Genomic DNA, 20,894 nt, shown 5'->3' with positions numbered 1-20,894 from the left:
TTAATTTGCGACAGTTATACGATGTTTTATTTCATTTCCAAGTTCATCAACCACAGTTATGGTATGGTCGCCTTGCAGAGGTAAAACGGCTATATCGTGTATATCTTTGGTTTGGCCAATAAAAGCGTCATCTATGTACCAATATAGCGTTAACTCGGGTTTAGAATGTGCCACTTTCAAGATTAAATCGTTAGTATTACCATCAAAATCTTTGGGTAAGAAAATAGTGTTTTGCTGATTAGGATAAATAAATTCCATATGAATTGCTGAAGTCTCTACACAATCATTTCTAAAAGGTGGTAAGGGTTTGTAAAACGGATTTTTAGTTTTGAAATAATATTCCTGAAGTGGTGGCAAAACAAACCAAGATGTTGTTTTTAAGTTTGAAACATCCTTACAAGAAGAATTTACTTGAAACTGCTCAGAAGCATCCAAATGCACCAATTTATGAAACGGACAAGGTGCTGTTTTTTGTCCAGCATTTTGAATAAATCTAGATTCCACACCATCACAAACTGTTGAAGCTCTGTAACCACTTTTTTTGCAAATGCTCACTTCAATCATTTCGTCATAAGGCTTTGCAAACCATTCGCTTTTTGGTAGAATATCAAAAACATCAAACAAAATTGGCGCAGCCGTTTGTACACCAACCAAACCAGGACGGCCTTCGCCATCAGCATTACCAACCCAAACACCAACTACATAATCTTTGGTGGTGCCAATAGCCCAAGCATCTCTAAACCCAAAACTGGTGCCTGTTTTCCAGGCAATGTCTTGAGAAGAATCGTAAAATTCCCAACTCTCATCACTTTCAGGTCTGTTCACTTGTTTCATACTTTCAAACGTGAGATAGATAGAGGCAGCATCAAAAACCGACTTTTCAGAGACCAGTTTTCCGAAGTCGACTTCAGATTTAAAATTATAAACAGGTTCAACAAATTCGTTAGTAAAATATTTGCTGGAATTGTCATTAAAATGATTCAAAGTCGAAGCCATTGCAGCATAACTTTTGCACAAATCCCAGAGGTTACTTTCGGCACCACCGAGTGCTAAAGACAAGCCATAATGATTAGCATTGTACCTTAAATCTTTCAACTTTAATTGCTTCAAATAATGATAAAAACGATCTAACCCAAAATCTTGAAGCATTCTTACGGCAGGTACATTCAATGAGCGTGATAAAGCTTCGTTGGCGTGTACTGCACCATCATAAGACTTGTCGTAATTTTCGGGTTGATAACTGCCAAATTGTGTTGGCACATCAGCGACCAAAGTATGAGGTAACAAATCGCCAGCATCGAGCATAGCAGCATACAAAAATGGTTTTAAAATACTGCCTGTGCTTCTGGGTTTGTCAATAATATCCACACTTTTTTGATGTGCATTATCTGTTGGCGAATTGCCAATATAAGTCAAGACTTTTCTGGTTTTAACGTCTAAAACCAATACCGAAATGTTATAAATCTCATTTTGTTTTAAGCTATTGTAATGTTGCTTTACAATATGGTTAGCTTGTGTTTGCAATGCAATATCAACCGTTGTTTTTAAACGTTTCCCTTTGTTATGTTTGGCTACTTTTTGTAATAAATGCGGTGCAATTTGAGGTAAAGGATACGGTTTTTGTGGTAAAGTTTCAGCTATGGAAAGCTTGTAAGTGAGTTCATCGATAGTGCCATTATCTAACAACTTTTTTAATAAGCGATTGCGTTTATCAAGTAATCGTTGTTGGTTTTTTCCTGGATAAATAAGACTTGGTGCATTGGGTAAAACCGCAAGCGTAGCACTTTCTGCCCAAGATAAATTAGAAGCTTCTCTATTAAAGTAGCGCCAAGCTGCTGCGTCAATTCCAACCACGTTACCACCAAATGGTGCGTGACTTGCATACAGTTTTAAAATGTCGTCCTTAGAATGTCTGAATTCTAATCGTGTTGCAAGAATAAGTTCTTTCAGCTTTTCGATATAGGTTCTAGATTGTCCTTTTCGAGATAAGCGAATCACTTGTTGCGTCAGTGTGCTTCCACCTCGTTTTACAGAGCCAGAGCTTATATTTTGTTTTAAAGCTTTAAATATTGAGATTGGATTAAAACCAGGATGTTTGTAGAAATATTCGTCTTCAAAAAGTAAAAGACAGGTTTTAAATTTTTCTGGAACACTATCGGTTTCAGGAAATCGCCATTGGCCGTCATCTGCAATTTTAGCACCTAACAATTCATTATTATTGCTGGTAATTACAGTAGCTGTTGGGTCTTTAAAGAGGTTTTTTGGTAATGAGAAATAATAAACTACAAGAAGTACAGCTAGGATAGCTGACTTTATTTTGTGGCGTTTTATGTAGTTTATGATTTTCAATTTATTTTAATAATTCGTCATTGCGAGCGTAGCGAAGCAATCTGTTTCTTGTGTGTGAGATTACCATACTTCGACTGCACTTCGACAAGCTCAGCGTGACACGCTCAGTACAGGCTCTTATTCGTGTCTCATTCCTCGTAATGACAATTTGTTATTTTATTCTTGAGATTCCTGCTTTCGCAGGAATTGGTACTCACGTTCGACTTTACAAATTTTTACATTGTACCAATTATACCATTGCTCGCGACCTTTTTGTTGTGCGAATAAATGCTCTGTGTTGGCTTTCCAGTTTTTTATGGCGTCTAAACTTTCCCAGTAACTTACAGTTATTCCAGTGCCTGCACTGAGCGCAGTCGAAGTGTTGCGAGCACTTTCAATTCCAATAAAACCTTCTTGTTGTTTGGCTAGAGTTTCCATTTTCTCAGCCATTTCTGAATAACCTTCAATGTCATCGGTTTGAGTTGATGTGAATATGACTGCGTAGTAGGGAATTTTGTCCTTCATTAGTATTTAATTTTTTGTCAGGTTGAGCGCAGTCGAAACCTCATATAATTTCAAGATTTTCAGACTGCACTCAAATTGACAAACTTACATTTCAAGAGCCTTTTGGCATTTCAAACTCAATGATTTTTTCTGTTACGTTATCTTCAAAATCGGTTAAAATCATTTTGATAAACACACGATTTGTCGACACACTCACAGGAAAATCTTTAACGTTATCAATGGTTTTTACATAATTCAACCAATCTTCACCACATTTATCTACTACATCATCTTTTAAATCTTTCGTTGCTGTTTCAATAAAAGTAATCCAATCTTTTTCAGTGTATGTCAAAGTCTCATAAGTATTAGAATTCAATTGCTTTAATGGCTTCCATTCGGTGTCAAATTGTGTCCACTCGTTAGTGTTGCATTTTGAATCTGCACTCATAAATGAGAAACTGTTTTCATAGCGTTGAAACAAGCTTACGTGCTTATAGTCGCTATCTACTAGTACAATGTTTTTTCCTTCAGGTGTTGCGTCTGCGTCAACATTGATCGTTGCCGTTTCGCTATTGTTTAAATCGTGCGAACGCTTGTAATCACTCGTCGCTAGATTTTTAATTTCAACATTTAAATCTTTTAATTTCAAACGAATGGTTTTGGCAATTTTTTCTGATGATAAATAGCCATCAAATACATAGCCAATATGGTTTCTGGTTTCCACCTTAACCCATTCGCCACTTACCTTTTCGCCAGCATCGAGAACGACCAACTGTTTATTCGTTTTTTCTAACACACCAATGGCTTCGCCATAGGCTAATTTCGTTAGCATTTTGCCGCTAACGTCAGGCTGATCTCTCAGAGACAATCCGCTTTCTGCCGATACATAAGCGCTTTGTTGCGCTGTTACTACTAGGATGTTGAATACAAATCCAATCGCTAAAATCATTTTTAAATTTTTCATAATTACTTGTTTTCAAGTTTAACGTTTTAGCGGTTTACGTTCTAGGATGCTTGTCTTCCGGACGACAAGTAGTTTAGCTTTGTTTTTGTCATTCTGAACTGTCACACTGAGCTTGTCGAAGTGTTGATTCAGAATCTATTTTAAATTAATTCAGTCTTTTTAAGTTTCGTCATTTCGAGTGAATTTCAAGCTATTTATAGGTTGAAATTAGTATCGAGAAAAAGAAACCTTTTTTTACTTCTATTTGTTCTCGATACAATTCTGACTTTTGGTCAGAATCACTCGAACTGACGTTACTTTTATGAGATTCCTGCTTTTGCAGGAATTTTACTTCTCAACAGTAACCCATTGCCCTTTGTTACGTACTAAATAATCATCATTATCGTACATCGCTTCGGCTTGTGCACCTGGTAAATAATAGGTGCCTAAATACGAAGCGTTGAGCATTACTGTAAAGGTCTTTGTACCACGTGTGCCGCTTCTGTCCATATCAAAGAAGAAGTTTACACGGTCGTCTCTAATGTCAGTATATCTGGCTTGGCTTACCGTTGTGTCGCCAAAATCTGTAAAGCGTGTGTTGACGATATCCCAACCTGATGGGAAAATCTGAGTCAGCGCCACATCATTTACATAATCACTCGTGAGGTTAGAAATACTTACCGTTGCTACAAAATCCTGACCTTGCTGTAATTTGGTCACATCAATTTTATTGCCTTGTAAATCTTTATAAACTGTTGAAATTGAAAAACCACGCTGAACAGGAAGTTCTTCGCCTAATTTCAGTTTTCCTGAATTTAAAATTCTAACATAAACTACATTGTCTCTGCTGTTATTGATTGTAATTTGATTATCACCATCATTCACAGGAATGTTATGTTGTGCAATACCATTTTTAGTATCAATGGTTTCCGATTTTCCGTTGATGGAATAACTTAGTTTTAAATCTTTCCCACCATTTTCAACAATAAGTTTGCCCATTGCCAATAAGCTGTAGGCTGTGGTTTGTGTGCTCATCCATCTGTCACTAGATAACGATTTTGCAATGCTTTTAGCCAATTCTACTTTTTTAGAATCGTTGGTAAGCAGCATAGCTTCCAAAGCCATTGCTCTGTTTCTGTGTAATGAACCATAAGTGTAATTATCAGAATTGATAGGTTGAAAATCGATATTTGCAGTTTTTGCTATTGCTTGGCTTGCTTCCTTTTGTCCTGCCAAGGCATAAGCTGCAGCCAATCGCCATTTGGCATCATTAGAAATTTCATCAAACTCACGTAATCGGTTCATACTTGCTAAATCTGGACTTCCTGCCAATGCTAAGGTGTACAATCTGTAGGCTTGCGTTAAGTCACTATGGTAATGTCTGTAACTTGGTCGCCAGTTGCGAGCCGCTTGGCGTTGATAGGCAATCCAGTTGCTCTTAAAACTCAATGGTAAAACAAAGCCTTTCTTTTCGGCTTCAATCATAAAATGTCCTGCGTAACTCGTTCCCCAATCACTTGCTGTGCGTTCGCCTCGCCAATAGCCTAATCCACCATCAGGATTTTGGAATGTGCCTAAACGACGAATGCCATTTTCAATATTTTGCTGTACTTCCTTTTTCTTTTTGTCCGTTAGGTCGAAAATATCTGCTAAGTACAACTGCGGAAATACACTAGATGTAGTTTGTTCAACACAACCATAAGGATAACGAATGAGATATGCCATACGCTTAGAGAAATCCATTGGTGGCAAGGTTGAAAATTCTACCGTTGCATAGTTAGTGCCTGGTTCGCCAAAGGTTGAAAAATCAATGGTTTGGTTTCCATTGGCAGCCAATTCCTTATCAATAACACGAGAGGTCATTGGATTAGGATTTTCAACATCAATCTCTACTTTGTAGTTCGATTTTTCACCATTTCCTGAAGCGATAACTTCAATCGTATTGATACCTTTTGCTTTGGAAACATCCAATTCAAAATACACCATTTTTTCATCTGGTCTATCAAATTGAAGTGACTGTGTTTGCTGACCTTTTACCGTAATACCTTCACTTAATTTTAAGGATAGGTTGACGTTCTTTACTTTGTTTTCCATTGCAAAAACAGTAACAGGAAGCGTTACTTTTTCGCCAGGACTCAATTTGCGTGGTAAGGTTGCTAAGACCATCAAAGGCTTTTTAACTTGAACTGATTTTTCAGCACTTCCGTAGGCTTCTTTGTTATTATTTCCTGCCACAACCATTGTGCGCACAGCTCCAATATAATTTGGCATTTTTAGTTGGTGCGTTTGTGTTTTTCCTTCATCTAAAAGGAAAGGACCTAAATACGTCACTACTGGTTTAAATCGATTGGCTTTTTTGTTTTTGCCTTTGACTGCAGAACCATCACCACCAATGGCAAACACTTGGTCTATACTGCCAGAATACGCGCCAATAACATCGTCAAAAACATCCCAAGTTTTTACACCTAAGGCTTCACGAGCGTAAAAACTATCCCAAGCATTTGGTGTTTTAAATCGGGTTAAATCGAGTAAACCTTCTTCAACAACAGCAATAGTGTAAGTCATTGGTTTGTTGTTCTTTTCAGACACTTTTATCTCGTAAGATTGCTCAGGTCTAATAACATCTGGCATCTTAATTTGTGGTTCTAATTTGGTGGCAGGATTTTCTACCATCATAGGAATTACACCATACAAACGAATCGGTAAATCGTTAGATGTTATAGCGTGAGGCTGTAACAACGAAATATTGATAAACACGTTTGGTGCCATTTCTGGCGTTACAGGAATATCAACTGTAGTCTCGCCAGGTTGCGTTTTTACCCATTGGTGTTTTAAAACTTCCGTACCATTTTCTATACTGATTAAGGCTCTACCTTCACTACCAGATGGAAAGGTTAATTTTGCCGTTTCGCCAACATTATAGTTGTCCTTATCTGTTGAAAAGACCAACATTTTAGCAGCATCCTTGTCACCAGATGGCGAGTTAGACCACCAATTTTTATAGAAATAGGCAGTACGACCAGTAGCGTGACCACTTTCAGGATCCACAATTCTAATGAGGTAACGTCCACGGTCTTTTTCAGGAATATTGATTTTGAAGCTCGCTTTACCTGAAACATCTGTGTCAATTTCATACTGCTGCATTGGTCTGTGGTAATTGCTGGACACGTAGCTCGATAGGTTATCATAAGAAGAATTCCACCACCAACGCCATTGAACTTTATAGATTTTCACTTCTAGTTTTTTGCGCTGAATAGGTTTTCCGTTGGCATCAACAGTAGCGATATCAAACGTGTGGTTTTCATCTGTAAAGAAAGAACCATAACGATTACCTTCAGGCGAACGCAGACCAACAAAACTTTCGTAAGGTGCATAAGGAACTGTAAATGCATCAAGTGAAAAATCGCCACCATTTTCAAAAGCACGGACCAGGAATTGTGCGTTTAACATTCCAGGTGCATTTTTCCCAATGTTTAATGTTGAGTTGACTTTTGCATTACCTTCAGCATCAAGATAGCCTTCAAACACATTAGTTTCTTCCGTACTGAAATTGCGTGTTGGGTCGTTGAATTCATAATTCTTATAACCATCAAAACTGGTGTATTTTGTTGTGAATTTCGCCTTAATTTCAGCTTTTAAATTTTTTGCAGGTGCACCGTGAAGCCAAGCCACATTCAAATCGCCTTGAAGCGGTTTGTTGTTGGTTAACACCTTGTCTTTAAAATCTATTTTTATTTTTAAACGGTTCGGTTTTACCGTTTCAATCTTCAAACTTTTGGTAAAATTGGCACCACCAACCGAAACTTTAGCATTGTAATTTCCGGTTTTGTAATCTGCCGAAGTCGGTACTTTAAAATCATAAAAATTATTGATATTATCCACCGAAACTTTGCGATATACCAACTTACCAACTGGGTCTGTGATTTCTAATTTTACAGGATGGCGTTTCGGTAATTTGTTCGCTTTGTTATTTAGCATAAAGGTTAAAAACAGACTATCGCCAGGTCGCCAAACACCACGTTCGCCATAAATGTAGCCTTTAAGACCACGTTGCAATCTGCTTCCAGATACATCGAATTTACTTAGCGAAAGCGAGTTGCCATCAAACAGTTTTACGTAACTCACATTATTGCCTTTTTCAGCAACCGCAAAAGCTGCACGTTTCTTAGCATCTATTTCTACAATACCATCTTGATTGGTTATACCGTCCGCTAAAGGCTGTTGTTGATAATTGTATAATGTGATTTTTGTGCCACGTTCTGGGTTGGTGTCCAAAATATTGGTCACTGCAAAAAAGTAATTGTTATCGTTACCTTGCTTAGCAATAACACCAAGGTTAGAGCCAATTAGATTGGCAGCAATGCCTTTATTGCCATAGTTGAAATACGATTCTGTACACGGATTATTTCTTTCGCGATAGTTGTAGTTTCTGTTCTTATAGCTATAAGTAAGATTGTCCCAATAACGCTCTTCTCTTAAGTCTTGCTCTTCTTCAGAAATGTCTTCAGAAGCATAAACATCATCCTCATAATAGTCGTCGTAATAGTCATCGTAATAATCGTCTTCATCAACGTCTGAAGTTTCAGAGTTTGACGAACAATCATATAGTGAATAGTCTTTTTTGAAATCGATTTCTACACGATAAATAGCACCAGCATCTGCTTGTAAATATTTGGATAAATCGATGCTGTAGGCTTTCCATTTTCCTGTATTTTGAGATGGATTTTGAATAAGTGTTATAGTCTCTTTAGCAATGCGACGACCAACATTTCTAATCGCGTAACTGTTATCGCTGTTGAGGTTATTGTCTTGTAAAAATTGAAGGACATTATCTTCAAAAAGTTTGATGATTCTCACATCCACTTTGCTCAAATTAACCGCTTCAAAATTGAATTTTAAGTCTTTTGAATTTGGAAGAATAGAACCACTGCTTACTAAGCGCACCTGAGGTTTTAATTCTTCAAATGTTAAGGTTTGGGTATACTGATTTTTGAGTTTGAAACCGTCTGTATTTTTAATTCCTGTGAACACATCAACTTTAATGTTACCAACCAATTTAGTGTCTGGATACACTTTTAGCACATTGCCGTCGACGATGTATTTTGGGTTTTTTACATTTTGAAGCGTTACCGTGCCAGCAAAATTCTGTTGCTTTTGTAATGGGTCTGAAAAGTTAATCGTTAGATGTTGCTCAGGATTTTGAATCACATTAGTTTCTATAATGGTAAAGTTGTTTTTACCTGGAATGTTGAGGTAATTTTCCCCTTTATTATCTGCGTTAATGGCTTTCCCATCCCAAGAGACAAGGACTTTGCTGTCTTCAATCTCGCGCTTAATGCTATCGATTTTAAATTCGAAATAACGAGATGTGTCGTTGCTTTCTAACCATACAATGTTGAGGTCTTTTTTATTTTGAGAAGCTTCTACCAATTTTTTAGCATCCTCTAGAGTAATAACATCAGCCGATTGTAGCGTTCCTAAAACATATTGCCATTCCTTGCTATATGATTGCAGATTGTTGGTCATAAGATTAAAACTTGGTCTTATAGTTTTAAACTGAAAAGTGTAATATTCAAAGTCTTTAGGAATGTTTTTGTAGATGTCAGCTAAGTTTACCGTTACCGTATATTCGGTGTCTGGCTCTAGGTTTTCGTCTGGTGTAAATACAAGCGTATGCTTGTTTAATGCTTTTAAAGAACCTTGAACATAAGGATGTGTTTTTACGATTTTGGCATCAATACTTTGCTCTGCTTCCCAGCCATTAACTTCTTCGGCTAAATTAATTTTTATTGGGTCAGCTATAGATACACGATCAGAAGTTGTGTAGCTTATATAATCACGAAATTTGAAAATGTTATCGGTTTCGATAGGCTTCTTTTTACAAGAAATAACGATTAGGATTAGAGCTAGGAAGGCAAGGTGCTTTTTGATGCGCATAGTTGATGATGGTATTAAATAAAACTTCAGTAAAAAGAAGGGTAGGTGCATTCTTGTTAAATAAGTACGCCAGTTTTTTAATATTTAGACTTTGGGTGTTTGTTAAAATGTTCTTAAATGTTAAAAAAATGTCACTTTGAATGATTTTAACTCGTTGAAATCGTATCGAGAACTGCCATAAACTATTGCTCATATATCCTAATCGTCAATTCTCCTTTGTCATTCATTGTGGCTCTGTACATACCAGCTGTATTAAAATCGGCTACCATTGTTCCATTTTTGTCAACAGCTACAATTCCTCCATCGCCACCAAGTGTTTTTACTTTATCGAGAACAATTTTAGCAGCATCTTTAAGGCTTAAGCCTTTGTATTCTATCAACGCTGAAATATCGTGAGCAACTTGTGCTCTTATGAAGTATTCTCCCCAACCAGTACTGGATACAGCACAGGTTGCGTTATTGGCATAAGTACCAGAGCCAATAATTGGTGCATCGCCAATTCTACCATAACGTTTGTTGGTCATGCCACCAGTTGAAGTGCCAGCAGCTAGGTTTCCGTTTTTGTCGAGTGCTGCACAACCAACAGTTCCAAATTTTGAATCTTTAATGTCAGCATCATAGAAATCGAGATAAGCAGATTCTGTATCTATTTTATTAGTTTTTTGCGCTTCACGCTCTTTAACTCGTTTTAGGGATTCTAATCGGCTTTCGGTATAAAAATAAGAAGGATTAACTAGCGTCAGACCTTGTTCTTCGGCAAAGATTTCGGCACCTTTTCCTGATAGCATCACGTGTTTGGACTTTTCCATAATAGCTCTTGCTAAATTAATTGGGTTCCTAACTGTTGTAGTGCCTGCAGAAGCACCAGCATTTAAGGTTTTTCCATCCATTATTGAGGCATCGAGTTCGTTAGTTTCGGCATTGGTAAAGACAGCACCTTTTCCTGCATTAAACAATGGTGAATCTTCTAACACGTTAATGGTTTTTTCAACGGCATCAAGACTACTTCCACCATTTTTCAGAATATTATAGCCAACTCTTATGGCTTCTTCGAGTTTTGCTTTGTAAGCCGCTTCTTTTTCAGGAGTCATATTCTTTTTCAGAATTGTGCCTGCACCACCATGAATAATAATGGCAAACTCTGCAGTTTCAATTTTAGAAGTGGCTATCGTTTCAGATTCATTTTTAATGTTTGAGCTACGCTCATTTTTACAAGAAAGACAAAGTGAAAATACAAGTATGCAAACGAGAAGATTCTTCATAATAATAGCTGATTTTGTAAGTGCTTTAAAGTTACGTTATAAAGTCTCAGACTTCAAGCTAAACTGATAATTTATTAGTAACTTCGTAGCAAAATTCAATAATTCATAAAAAACAGAGATATATGGAAGCAATTGCTACCGATTTCGGAATAAAAGAAGCCCTAAATCAATTAGGTGTTAAAGATGTTAACGACGGAACTTCTACAGGCTCAAACAGCTTTGGAAGTGGAGAGTTAATTTCATCTTATTCTCCAACAGATGGACAGTTAATTGGTAAAGTTTCTACAACAACCAGAGAAGACTACGATAAAGTTATAAAAACAGCTCAAGACGCCTTTTTACAGTTTAGAGCAATGCCAGCACCACAAAGAGGTGAAATAGTAAGACAATTTGGTAACCGTTTAAGAGAGCTTAAAGAGCCATTAGGTAAGTTAGTGTCTTACGAAATGGGTAAATCTTTACAAGAAGGTTACGGAGAAGTGCAAGAAATGATAGACATCTGCGATTTTGCAGTAGGCTTATCAAGACAGTTAAACGGACAAACTATTCCATCGGAAAGACCAGGTCACGTTATGAGAGAGCAATGGCACTCTTTGGGTATTGTTGGTATTATTTCAGCATTTAACTTCCCAGTTGCGGTTTGGTCTTGGAACACTGCTTTAGCATGGGTTTGTGGAGATGTTTGTGTGTGGAAAGCTTCAGAAAAAGCACCACTTTGTGCGGTAGCTTGTCAAAATATTATTGCTGAGGTATTAAAAGAAAATAATTTACCAGAAGGTATTTCTTGTATCATAAATGGAGATTACAAAGTAGGAGAGTTTATGACTACAGATCATAGAATTCCGTTAATCTCTGCAACAGGATCTACACGTATGGGACGCATTGTTGGTAAAACTGTTGCCGAGCGTTTTGGTAAATCTTTATTAGAATTAGGAGGAAACAACGCCATCATCATTACACCTACTGCAGATTTAAAAGTAGTTGTGCCTGGTGCAGTATTTGGTGCTGTTGGTACTTGCGGACAACGTTGTACAAGTACACGTCGTTTAATTATTCACGAATCTGTTTACGATAAAGTAAGAGACGCTATTGTTGGTGCATACAAGCAATTAACTATAGGTAATCCGTTAGACGAGAAAAACCACATTGGACCATTAATCGATAAAGACTCAGTAAACACGTATTTATCTGCAATAGAAAAAGCAAAAGCTGAAGGCGGAAATGTACTAGTTGAAGGTGGAGTTTTAGAAGGTGAAGGTTACGAATCTGGTTGCTACGTAAAACCAGCAATTATTGAAGCTAAAAACGATTTTGATATTGTACAAACCGAAACTTTTGCACCAATTTTATATTTAATGAAATACTCTGGCGATGTAGAAAATGCAATCGAAATGCAAAACGGAGTTGCACAAGGATTATCGTCTGCAATCATGACTAATGAAATGAAAGAAGCAGAAAAATTCTTATCCTTTGCGGGAAGCGACTGTGGTATTGCCAACGTAAATATTGGAACTTCTGGTGCTGAAATTGGAGGCGCATTTGGAGGTGAGAAAGAAACTGGTGGCGGACGCGAATCAGGATCTGACGCATGGAAAGTGTACATGCGTAGACAAACCAATACAGTAAACTACTCAGACCAATTACCTTTAGCACAAGGAATTAAGTTTGATTTGTAGTAATAAATAACTAAATACTTTAAAAGCCATATCATATGATATGGCTTTTTTCTTTTGTGACTTTTTGACTGGTAATGGTTCAGATAAGTAAAGAAGACATTATTTTTTATGAATATTTTGTAACTTCAAACACAACAGACATTTAAGTTCATTCGTTATTTTTAAAAAGACTGCATCTTAGGTCTGTATTAAACATTTTCAATATTTTCTAGTCTAACGGATATGACTTACAAAGAAGTTCAACATTTATATTGGAGAGCGGGATTTGGCTTAAAGCCTAAAGAATTGCAATACTTGGCATCATTTAGTAAAGAAGCATTGGTAAACGATTTATTTCAAAAATCTAAGGATATTGTTCCTTTACAAAAGGATTTATCTTATTTAAAGGTATTTCCTCAAGAACGCCTAAAAAATGAAGCGCAGTTTCGTCAAGAACTTGCACGACGTAATAGGCAAGAAACAAAAATTCTAAATACTATTTGGTTTAAACGATTAGAAAAAACACCTAGGGTATTGCGTGAACGTATGACCTTATTTTGGGCAAACCATTTTGTTTGTAGAGATATGGCCACAAACTATATTTTAAAATATAATACAACACTTAGAACACATGCATTAGGAAATTTTAGAGACTTTGTAAAGGCTATTTCTAAAGAGGCTTCTATGATTAAGTACTTAAACTTAAGTCAAAATAGAAAAAATAGTCCAAACGAGAATTTTGCGAGAGAACTTTTAGAGTTATTTACCTTAGGAGAAGGCAACTATTTAGAAAAGGATATAAAAGAATGCGCAAGAGCCTTTACGGGTTACCATTTTAAATTTAATGGTGATTTTAGGCTTATTAAAAATAGACATGATAATGGGATTAAGCAATTTTTTGGTAAAGAAGGTAATTTTGATGGTGATGATATCATAGATATAATATTAGAGCAAAAACAATGTGCGCAATATATCTGTGAAAAAATTTATTCATACTTCGTTAATTCTAATATAAATAAAGAACATGTTGCTGAGATGGTTCATGTTTTTTATGGAGAATATAATATTGAAAAGCTAATGCGTTATGTGTTCAATTCAGATTGGTTTTATAACAAAGAGAATATAGGAACTAAGATAAAATCTCCAATTGATCTAATAGTAGGTATTCAGAGAATGATTCCTGTATATTTCACCAAAAACGAAGAGTTATTTAGACTTCAAACTCTATTGGACCAATTTTTACTTAACCCACCAAATGTTGCTGGATGGAAAGGGGGAAAATCATGGATAACAACTAATAGCTTAATGTTGAGAATAAAGTTGCCTTCTATGATTCTAGAGAAGGAAAGCTATAGTTATCAATACAAAGGCAATATTAAAAATCTAAGAATTGTTTCAGTTAAAAACAAATACCAAGAAAAACTTACGGTATATGTAGATTGGAAAGCCTATAAGAAAAGCGTTAAAAAGATTTCGCTAGAAATGTTGAAAGACACTTTAATTCTATGTGAAGTAAACAGAGGAACAGCAAACTATATCAAAAGATTTGGGAGACGACCTAGTCGGAAAAATTTGGTAAACTTAATGTCGTTGCCAGAATATCAAATGTGTTAGATAATAAAAGTTGTTAAAAATGAAAAGAAGAAGTTTTATAAAAAACACAAGCCTTGCAACTGGTATGGCATTAGTGCCAAACTTTTTAAAAGCATTTGATGATCTTGTCCCAAACTTAAACACGCATCGTAATCTGGTGGTTATTCATCTAAAAGGAGGAAACGATGGATTGAATACAATTATCCCTGTAAATAATGACATCTATTACAATGCCAGACCAAAAATTGCAATAAAGCAAAGAGACACAATTAGGTTAAATGATGAATTAGGCTTTAATAAAAATCTATTGCCTTTAAAGAAGTTATATGATCAAGGTTATCTCAGTATTATAAATAATGTAGGTTATCCTAATCCAAGTCGTTCTCATTTTGTATCCTCAGATATTTGGCAAACAGCTAGTGACCATAGTAATATTTTAGATTCTGGTTGGATAGGACGTTATTTGGATAAATACGGAAAAAAACCATACAATGCTATTCAAATTGATGATGATTTAGATTTAGCATTACGAGGCGAAAGAAGAAATGGGATAGCAACAAGAAACGCTAAGCAACTCTACAGGTCTCTTCAAGAATCTGATTTTAATACTATTTTATCTTACCATGACCCTAGTCATCACGATGAGCACAACTTAGGATATTTATATCAAACAATGATTGATGCAAAGTCTTCTGCAAAGTATTTGTATGAGACTGCTTTAGATTCTAATTTATCGGATAGTTATCCAAAAGCATCAACGTTATCTAATCAATTAAAAGTGGTTGGTCAGTTCATTAAATCTGGTTTAGACACTAATATTTATTATGCCTCACTAGGTGGTTTTGACACACACGCTAATCAAGTAGGAAGACAAGATAAACTTTTAAAGAACTATGCCGAAGCTGTTGAAGCTTTTGTGAAGGACTTACGAAAGAATAATAAATTTAGAAATACTTTAATACTTACTTTTTCAGAATTTGGAAGACGTGTAAAACAAAATTATAGTAACGGAACAGACCATGGAGCAGCAAACAATATTTTTGTTATTGGCGAAAATTTAAAAAAATCTGGTTTGTATAATAGTTTGGCAAGTTTAAAAGATCTAGATAATAATGGAGATTTAAAATATGAAATTGATTTTAGAACCGTTTACGCTACAGTTCTAAGTAAATGGCTAAACGCTGATGACAGAATAGTATTAAATCAGGATTTTGAAAAACTCAATTTCATTTAGAATCTAAAATTCAGATTATTTTCTTAGACGCAGTAAATCGAGAAGGACCTTATTTCATTAAAGTAGCGTCAAATAAATGTCAACCCTTTATCTCCAATTCATTTAGTTAGTAAAATTAAAGACAATTGCTTTGTCATTGCCTAGGTTTTAGAATTTTAGTTAAGGTCTAACTAAAACAAAAAACCTTGTCTCAGATTAAACTTAAAAAAGCGTGCTGAAACAAGGTTATATAATTGATTAATAGCATATCAAAGATGCGTATTAAATACTATCATTTTTTAATTTTTTGATGAATGGTAGAAAAAAATGTATAATCTGCATTTACTTTTATATAGATTCGACCAGATGCAAAAAATAAGGGTAAAATATTCTAAAAATCCGACTAAGATTAATTGTACTTTACCTTTCTTAAAATTCTAATAGTTTCTTTATAAGACTGATATAGGTCTAAACTGTAATTTTTTATATATGGTTTTGCATATTCTAGTTTTGGTAATGCGTCTTCAAAACCGTTGAGGTAACAAATTAAATAACTTGCGGCTAAATTATTTAAATCTGGAATTTGATGACTTGGAATAGTAATCCCTTTTTCGAGTTTTTCCAGTATTGTGTTATTAGTATTATAGATGTGGTATAACACTTTTTTATCAAATTGAGGAGGCTCAAAAATTAGATTAGCTTCAATAGAATAATTAGCGTTATTGTCGAAATGAATAATCTTCTCTTCAAGCTTATAATACTTATAATATTTTTGAAGTCCAAGCCTTACATATTCTACAATCTTAAACGAATCTTCGTTATAAAATATAGCAACTTCATCTAAAGCCGAATAGAACAAACGTACCTGTTCGTTAATCATTTCTATGTCTACTCTAGAATAAAAAACTTCGTCTTTAACATGTTTTTTTTGCCCAGACCAACAAAGAACAAAATACTCTTTGAAGACTTTGTATTGTGGATTAAAATCTTGGCGCTTGTTCATAAAATCAAAAACACCATTTAATGTCAGCTCAATATTGTTTTGTGCGTGGTTTTCTATAGCAGCAACAATCTTAGAGTTAACATCTTTAATTTCAATATCAAATACTTTAGGCATACTCATGCTACCATCTCTAAAGAATACTGAGCCTCCGTAATATTTCCAGATGTTTTTGCGTAGCGAAGTGATTTTATCAATTGGTCTAATAGTCACTAAGCCAACAACTTTGTCATCTGGTAAGTGTGGAAAGGGAATGTTTTCGTATTGTACTATTGGCGGATTGGTGAGGTAGGCGTTGATGAGATTTTGTATTTTACTATCATCAAAAAAATCGGTACCCAAAATTTTGTTATCCTCATCTTCAACACCAATAACAATGTAAGAGTTGTTTTTAGGGTTGCTGTTAGAAAGTGCGCAAATATGCTTTAAAAATTTGGCTTTTCCTTCTTTGTGGCTAATATCAACTTTTCGCTTTTTGTCATAAAAACTGTTCTCATCATTGTGAGCCAGTAGATTTTTTATGAGGAGGCGTTTGTTAATCATAATATTTCCTGCGAAAGCAGGAATCTCAATATTTATAGCAGTTCTAATTCTTTTTTTAGATTTTCTCTTGCACGATTTTCATGAGTAACCTGATAAGCTTTTGTAAAATATAACGTTTCTCGTTCTAAAAAATGCTGAAGCACTTTTTTTCTTCCTGGTTTGTACATAAAATCAGGATAGATCTTATACTCTTTTCTAATTTGAATAGTATAATTTCTATACGTATCCCAATCAGATCCAAGAATAGATAAATCAAAATCTAAAAGATAAGCATTATCCATATTTTTATCTAAAATAAGAAAATCCTTTTTTGTAGAAAGTATTAAATCTTGAATGTTTTTAAGTTGATTTTCATTAAAATTCAGTGATTTTAGACTTTTTTTGGCAAAAAGTGCACTTTTTTCTTCGTTGTCTTTTTTTGTTGATTTATAAACAATGTCATGATACCAAATGGCAAAAAGTAAAGCGTCAAAATCTACAATTTTATCTTCAAAGCTTTTGGCTTGGAGAAGCATATTTTGAATATGTGAAAGCGTGTGATAATATCTATTCTTTTCAGAGTAATGTTTCGAAATCTCTAACCAAAGAGAATTTATTAAAAAATCATCTTTAGTGTATTTAGAGGCTAAACTAAACCATTGAGATTTGATATCTACTTTCATTAGTTCTTCTTCACAATAGTAGAACTCGCTTGTGCAGTACAAAACATTAGTACATCTGCAATATTAACATGAGCAGGTCTGGATACAGCGAAGTAGATGACTTCTGCTACATCTTCGGGTTGTAAAGCTTTATAACCTTTGTAAACATTATCAGCTTGACTTCCGCCCTTAAATCTAACCTGAGAAAATTCTGTTTCTACCAAGCCTGGGTTTACAGCAGAAACTTTTATTCCGAAAGGATTAAGATCTATACGCATACCTTCTGTTATGGCCAAAACCGCATGTTTGCTACCGCAATACACATTGCCTTTAGGGTAAACTTCCTTTCCTGCCGATGAGCCAATATTGATGATATGTCCGGATTGTCGCTTTGTCATTCCAGGGATTATAGCTTTGCTAACATATAGCAAGCCTTTTACGTTAATGTCCATCATGGCATCCCAATCGTCAAGACTTCCATCCTGTATTGGGTCTAATCCGTGAGCGTTACCTGCGTTGTTAATTAAGATATCGATATTTTGAAATTCTGGAGGTAACGAAGCAATAGCTTCAAGCGTTTTTTCCTTATCACGTACGTCAAAATTTAAGGTATGGACATCTGTTTGCTTAGATAAGGCTTTTTCTATACTATCTAATCTTTGTTGTCTGCGCCCACATAGCACTAAGTTAATACCATGTTTGGCAAACTCATGAGCAGTAGCTCTACCAATGCCACTTGTGGCGCCTGTTATTAATGCTGTTTTTTTCATAATTAAGGGACTTTATGACCTTGACTTGCTACTAATATTAAAAACCAATCTTCGACTTCTAGGTCAATTTTGGAAGCTTCAACGGCTTGCTCTAGTCTTGTTTTATTGGTTGTGCCAACTACAGGATGAATACCAGCAGGATGTTTCATAATCCACGCTAATAATAACTGGTCTTCTGTCGCGTTGTATTTGTCCTTCAACTCACCGAGTTGTTTATGAATACGTCTTGTTTGTTCATTGTCTTCTTTAAAAACGGAACCTAATGGAGACCAAGCCATAGGCTTAATACCACATGTTTTTAAATAATCTAATGTGCCATCGTGCATTGCTGAATGTTGCGTGAGCGAAAATTCAATTTGGTTAACGTCAATATCCATTCGCAATCCAACCATTTCCATTTGGGAAGGCGTAAAGTTTGATACACCAAAATCTCTAATTTTCCCGTCTTTTTTTAAGATGGTAATCGCTTCTGCTATTTCTTCAGCAACCATTAAAGGACTAGGTCTATGTAGCAAGAGTAAGTCTAAATAGTCTGTTTCAAGATTTTTTAAAGATTCTTCAACAGACCAAATGATATAGTCTTTAGAGTAATCGTAATGCTTTACTTTGTTATTTCTGTTGTCTGATAAATATTGAATACCACACTTTGAGATTAACTGAATATCTTCCCGCTTTATACCAGAATCGGTAAACGCTTTTCCAAAATCAGCTTCGGTTGTGTAAGCGCCATAAATATCAGCGTGGTCAAAAGTTGTAATGTTATTAGAAAGGCAATGGTGCATTAAGTCTGCCATTTCTTTTTTTGAGAGTTGTTTGCCCCAACTTCCCCAGGTCATTGTACCTGCAATTAATCGAGAATATTTCACTTTTTTTTCAGGTTATATAGATTTTTTTGCAATTGGTGTATAAAAATACTGAAATCCTAAAAATTAAAGTATTCTTGGTATGTAATTATTCCATTTCCCCAAATCATGAAAGAGTTTCAATTCATTAAGACATTATTTCTACTTACGGTAGTGCTAACAATATCGAGTTGTACTAAAGATGATATTGAAGATAATAGCCAGTTAACACAGATTACGGTAAAACTTAAAAGTTCTAATCAATCTTCAAGTCAACTTTACTTAGATATTGAAGGTGTTCAAATTAGAATAGGTGAAAATCCTCACAGTACGAATTCATGGGTGAGTTTAAATACAATCAATCAAGGAGTTTTTAATGTGTCGGACCTTGAAGAGGGTAATAAACTTTTGTTGGTTGATGATTTTGAAGTTGAAGCTACCTATGTTTATGAAATTAGATTGTTGCTAGGAGACAATAATTTTATGGATATTAACCATGTGCTGCACAGTTTAGATATTGAAACCTTAGGTAATGCAAAACCTTCAAATTTAATTGAAACACAACTAAATTCTAAAAGACGATATGATATGGTCATTGATATAGATTTAGATAAGTCGGTTTCCTATAATGAAGAGGAAAATATGATGATTTTAAACCCTAAACTTTATACTGCAATAAGACAAATTGAATATTAATTGTCACTTAAAAAGTATTGTACTCTATTTTCAGTGTTATATAACTTTTTGAAGTTTTAACATCTAAAAGTGTGTTTTGGCCGTAAATACTCTAGTAACCAAAACATAAATTATGAAATTATTAAAGCAGCTAATTGCTACATTTCTTATTCTATTTGCATTTTCTTGTAACAACTCAGATGATTCTATCAATAATTCCTCACCTACCCTTTCTATTAAATTGGTAGATGATCCAGGTGATTATGAACATGTATATGTTGAGGTAATCGATGTTAAGGTAAAGTACGATAGTGAAGATTTTGATGAAGATGATGATGTAAATGGTTGGCAATCGGTAGGTGTTATTTCACCAGGTGTTTATGATTTGCTTGAGCTAACTGGAGGTGTAAGTTTACAGTTGGTGGATAATGAAGAAATTGAAGAAGGTACAATTAAGCAAATTCGCTTAATTCTTGGTGACGATAACACGGTGGTTTTAGAGGGTGAAACAGAGCCCAGGCCTTTAAATACTCCTAGTGCACAGCAATCTGGTCTTAAGATTATGGTAAATCAAGAAATAATTAATGGATTTAACTATGATTTTATTCTAGATTTTGATGTTGATGAATCTATTGTAATGGCAGGAAACTCGGGTAATATTAACCTAAAACCCGTTTTAAGAGCAAGCTTAGAAATAAACTCTGGTAGCATATTTGGAAGCGTCTCACCAAATGATATACCAGTAGAAGTAGAGGCAACAAACGGTATTATTACCGCTTCAACTTTTACAGATGCATCGGGTAATTTTGAAATTCATGGTTTGCCAAGTGGTATTTATACAGTTACAATTACACCAGATGATGACGCTATGCTTAATCCTGTTGTAATAGATAATGTGGAGGTAACCGTTGGTCAAACAACTAATTTAGATACGATAGTTTTAGAGTAGATAGCAGCTCATTAAAATATAAAGGCGCGATATTGTTAG

General features: G+C 35.0%; 14 protein-coding genes. 5 read left to right on the top strand and 9 right to left on the bottom strand.

Annotated features, from left to right (window positions below):
* The 5 genes from pbpC to V1468_RS03495 all read right to left on the bottom strand — a co-directional run bounded on the left by pbpC (position 1) and on the right by V1468_RS03495 (position 10,974).
* Positions 1-2,349, bottom strand: a complete 2,349-nt coding sequence (gene pbpC / locus V1468_RS03515) for a penicillin-binding protein 1C (protein WP_331808866.1) — start codon at positions 2,347-2,349, stop codon at positions 1-3.
* A gap of 156 nt (positions 2,350-2,505) precedes the next feature.
* Complete coding sequence (locus V1468_RS03510) at positions 2,506-2,853, bottom strand: antibiotic biosynthesis monooxygenase family protein (RefSeq protein ID WP_331808865.1); 348 nt, start codon at positions 2,851-2,853, stop codon at positions 2,506-2,508.
* 91 nt (positions 2,854-2,944) lie between these two features.
* Entirely contained in the window at positions 2,945-3,796 is an 852-nt protein-coding gene (locus V1468_RS03505; protein WP_331808864.1) for an SH3 domain-containing protein, read from the bottom strand.
* Between the two features lie 327 nt (positions 3,797-4,123).
* Positions 4,124-9,712 (bottom strand): alpha-2-macroglobulin family protein, encoded by a 5,589-nt coding sequence (locus tag V1468_RS03500; protein ID WP_331808863.1) that lies wholly within the window; start codon positions 9,710-9,712, stop codon positions 4,124-4,126.
* Positions 9,713-9,894: 182 nt separating this feature from the next.
* Positions 9,895-10,974 carry an isoaspartyl peptidase/L-asparaginase family protein gene (locus tag V1468_RS03495; RefSeq protein ID WP_331808862.1) on the bottom strand — a complete coding sequence of 360 codons (1,080 nt, stop codon included), beginning with the start codon at positions 10,972-10,974 and terminating at the stop codon, positions 9,895-9,897.
* Positions 10,975-11,096: 122 nt separating this feature from the next.
* Here V1468_RS03495 and amaB point away from each other — a divergent pair, with 122 nt between their 5' ends.
* The 3 genes from amaB to V1468_RS03480 all read left to right on the top strand — a co-directional run bounded on the left by amaB (position 11,097) and on the right by V1468_RS03480 (position 15,456).
* A complete protein-coding gene (amaB, locus tag V1468_RS03490) occupies positions 11,097-12,650 on the top strand; it encodes an L-piperidine-6-carboxylate dehydrogenase (protein WP_331808861.1) in 1,554 nt (517 codons plus the stop codon).
* A gap of 222 nt (positions 12,651-12,872) precedes the next feature.
* The gene (locus tag V1468_RS03485) at positions 12,873-14,243 is read left to right on the top strand and encodes a DUF1800 domain-containing protein (protein WP_331808860.1); all 1,371 of its coding nucleotides are present in this window, start codon (positions 12,873-12,875) and stop codon (positions 14,241-14,243) included.
* 19 nt (positions 14,244-14,262) lie between these two features.
* A complete protein-coding gene (locus V1468_RS03480; protein ID WP_331808859.1) occupies positions 14,263-15,456 on the top strand; it encodes a DUF1501 domain-containing protein in 1,194 nt (397 codons plus the stop codon).
* A 388-nt stretch (positions 15,457-15,844) separates the two neighbouring features.
* Here V1468_RS03480 and V1468_RS03475 read toward each other — a convergent pair whose 3' ends face one another.
* From V1468_RS03475 to V1468_RS03460, 4 genes are read right to left on the bottom strand one after another with little or no spacing between them, the layout of a single operon-like run.
* Entirely contained in the window at positions 15,845-16,978 is a 1,134-nt protein-coding gene (locus V1468_RS03475) for an ATP-binding protein (protein WP_331808858.1), read from the bottom strand.
* 32 nt (positions 16,979-17,010) lie between these two features.
* Positions 17,011-17,640 carry an HD domain-containing protein gene (locus tag V1468_RS03470; RefSeq protein WP_331808857.1) on the bottom strand — a complete coding sequence of 210 codons (630 nt, stop codon included), beginning with the start codon at positions 17,638-17,640 and terminating at the stop codon, positions 17,011-17,013.
* Positions 17,640-18,389, bottom strand: a complete 750-nt coding sequence (locus V1468_RS03465) for an SDR family NAD(P)-dependent oxidoreductase (protein ID WP_331808856.1) — start codon at positions 18,387-18,389, stop codon at positions 17,640-17,642. Before V1468_RS03465 ends, V1468_RS03470 begins: the two co-directional genes overlap by 1 nt.
* 2 nt (positions 18,390-18,391) lie before the next feature.
* Entirely contained in the window at positions 18,392-19,255 is an 864-nt protein-coding gene (locus V1468_RS03460) for an aldo/keto reductase (protein ID WP_331808855.1), read from the bottom strand.
* Between the two features lie 105 nt (positions 19,256-19,360).
* Here V1468_RS03460 and V1468_RS03455 point away from each other — a divergent pair, with 105 nt between their 5' ends.
* Together V1468_RS03455 and V1468_RS03450 are read left to right on the top strand one after the other, a co-directional pair.
* Positions 19,361-19,927 (top strand): DUF4382 domain-containing protein, encoded by a 567-nt coding sequence (locus tag V1468_RS03455; RefSeq protein ID WP_331808854.1) that lies wholly within the window; start codon positions 19,361-19,363, stop codon positions 19,925-19,927.
* Between the two features lie 112 nt (positions 19,928-20,039).
* Entirely contained in the window at positions 20,040-20,855 is an 816-nt protein-coding gene (locus V1468_RS03450; RefSeq protein ID WP_331808853.1) for a DUF4382 domain-containing protein, read from the top strand.
* Positions 20,856-20,894: the final 39 nt, after the last annotated feature.

Source organism: Winogradskyella poriferorum, assembly GCF_036553625.1.
GTDB lineage: Bacteria > Bacteroidota > Bacteroidia > Flavobacteriales > Flavobacteriaceae > Winogradskyella > Winogradskyella poriferorum.
The sequence above is the reverse complement of the archived record's forward strand: the minus strand, read 5'-3'. Positions and strand labels throughout refer to the sequence as shown.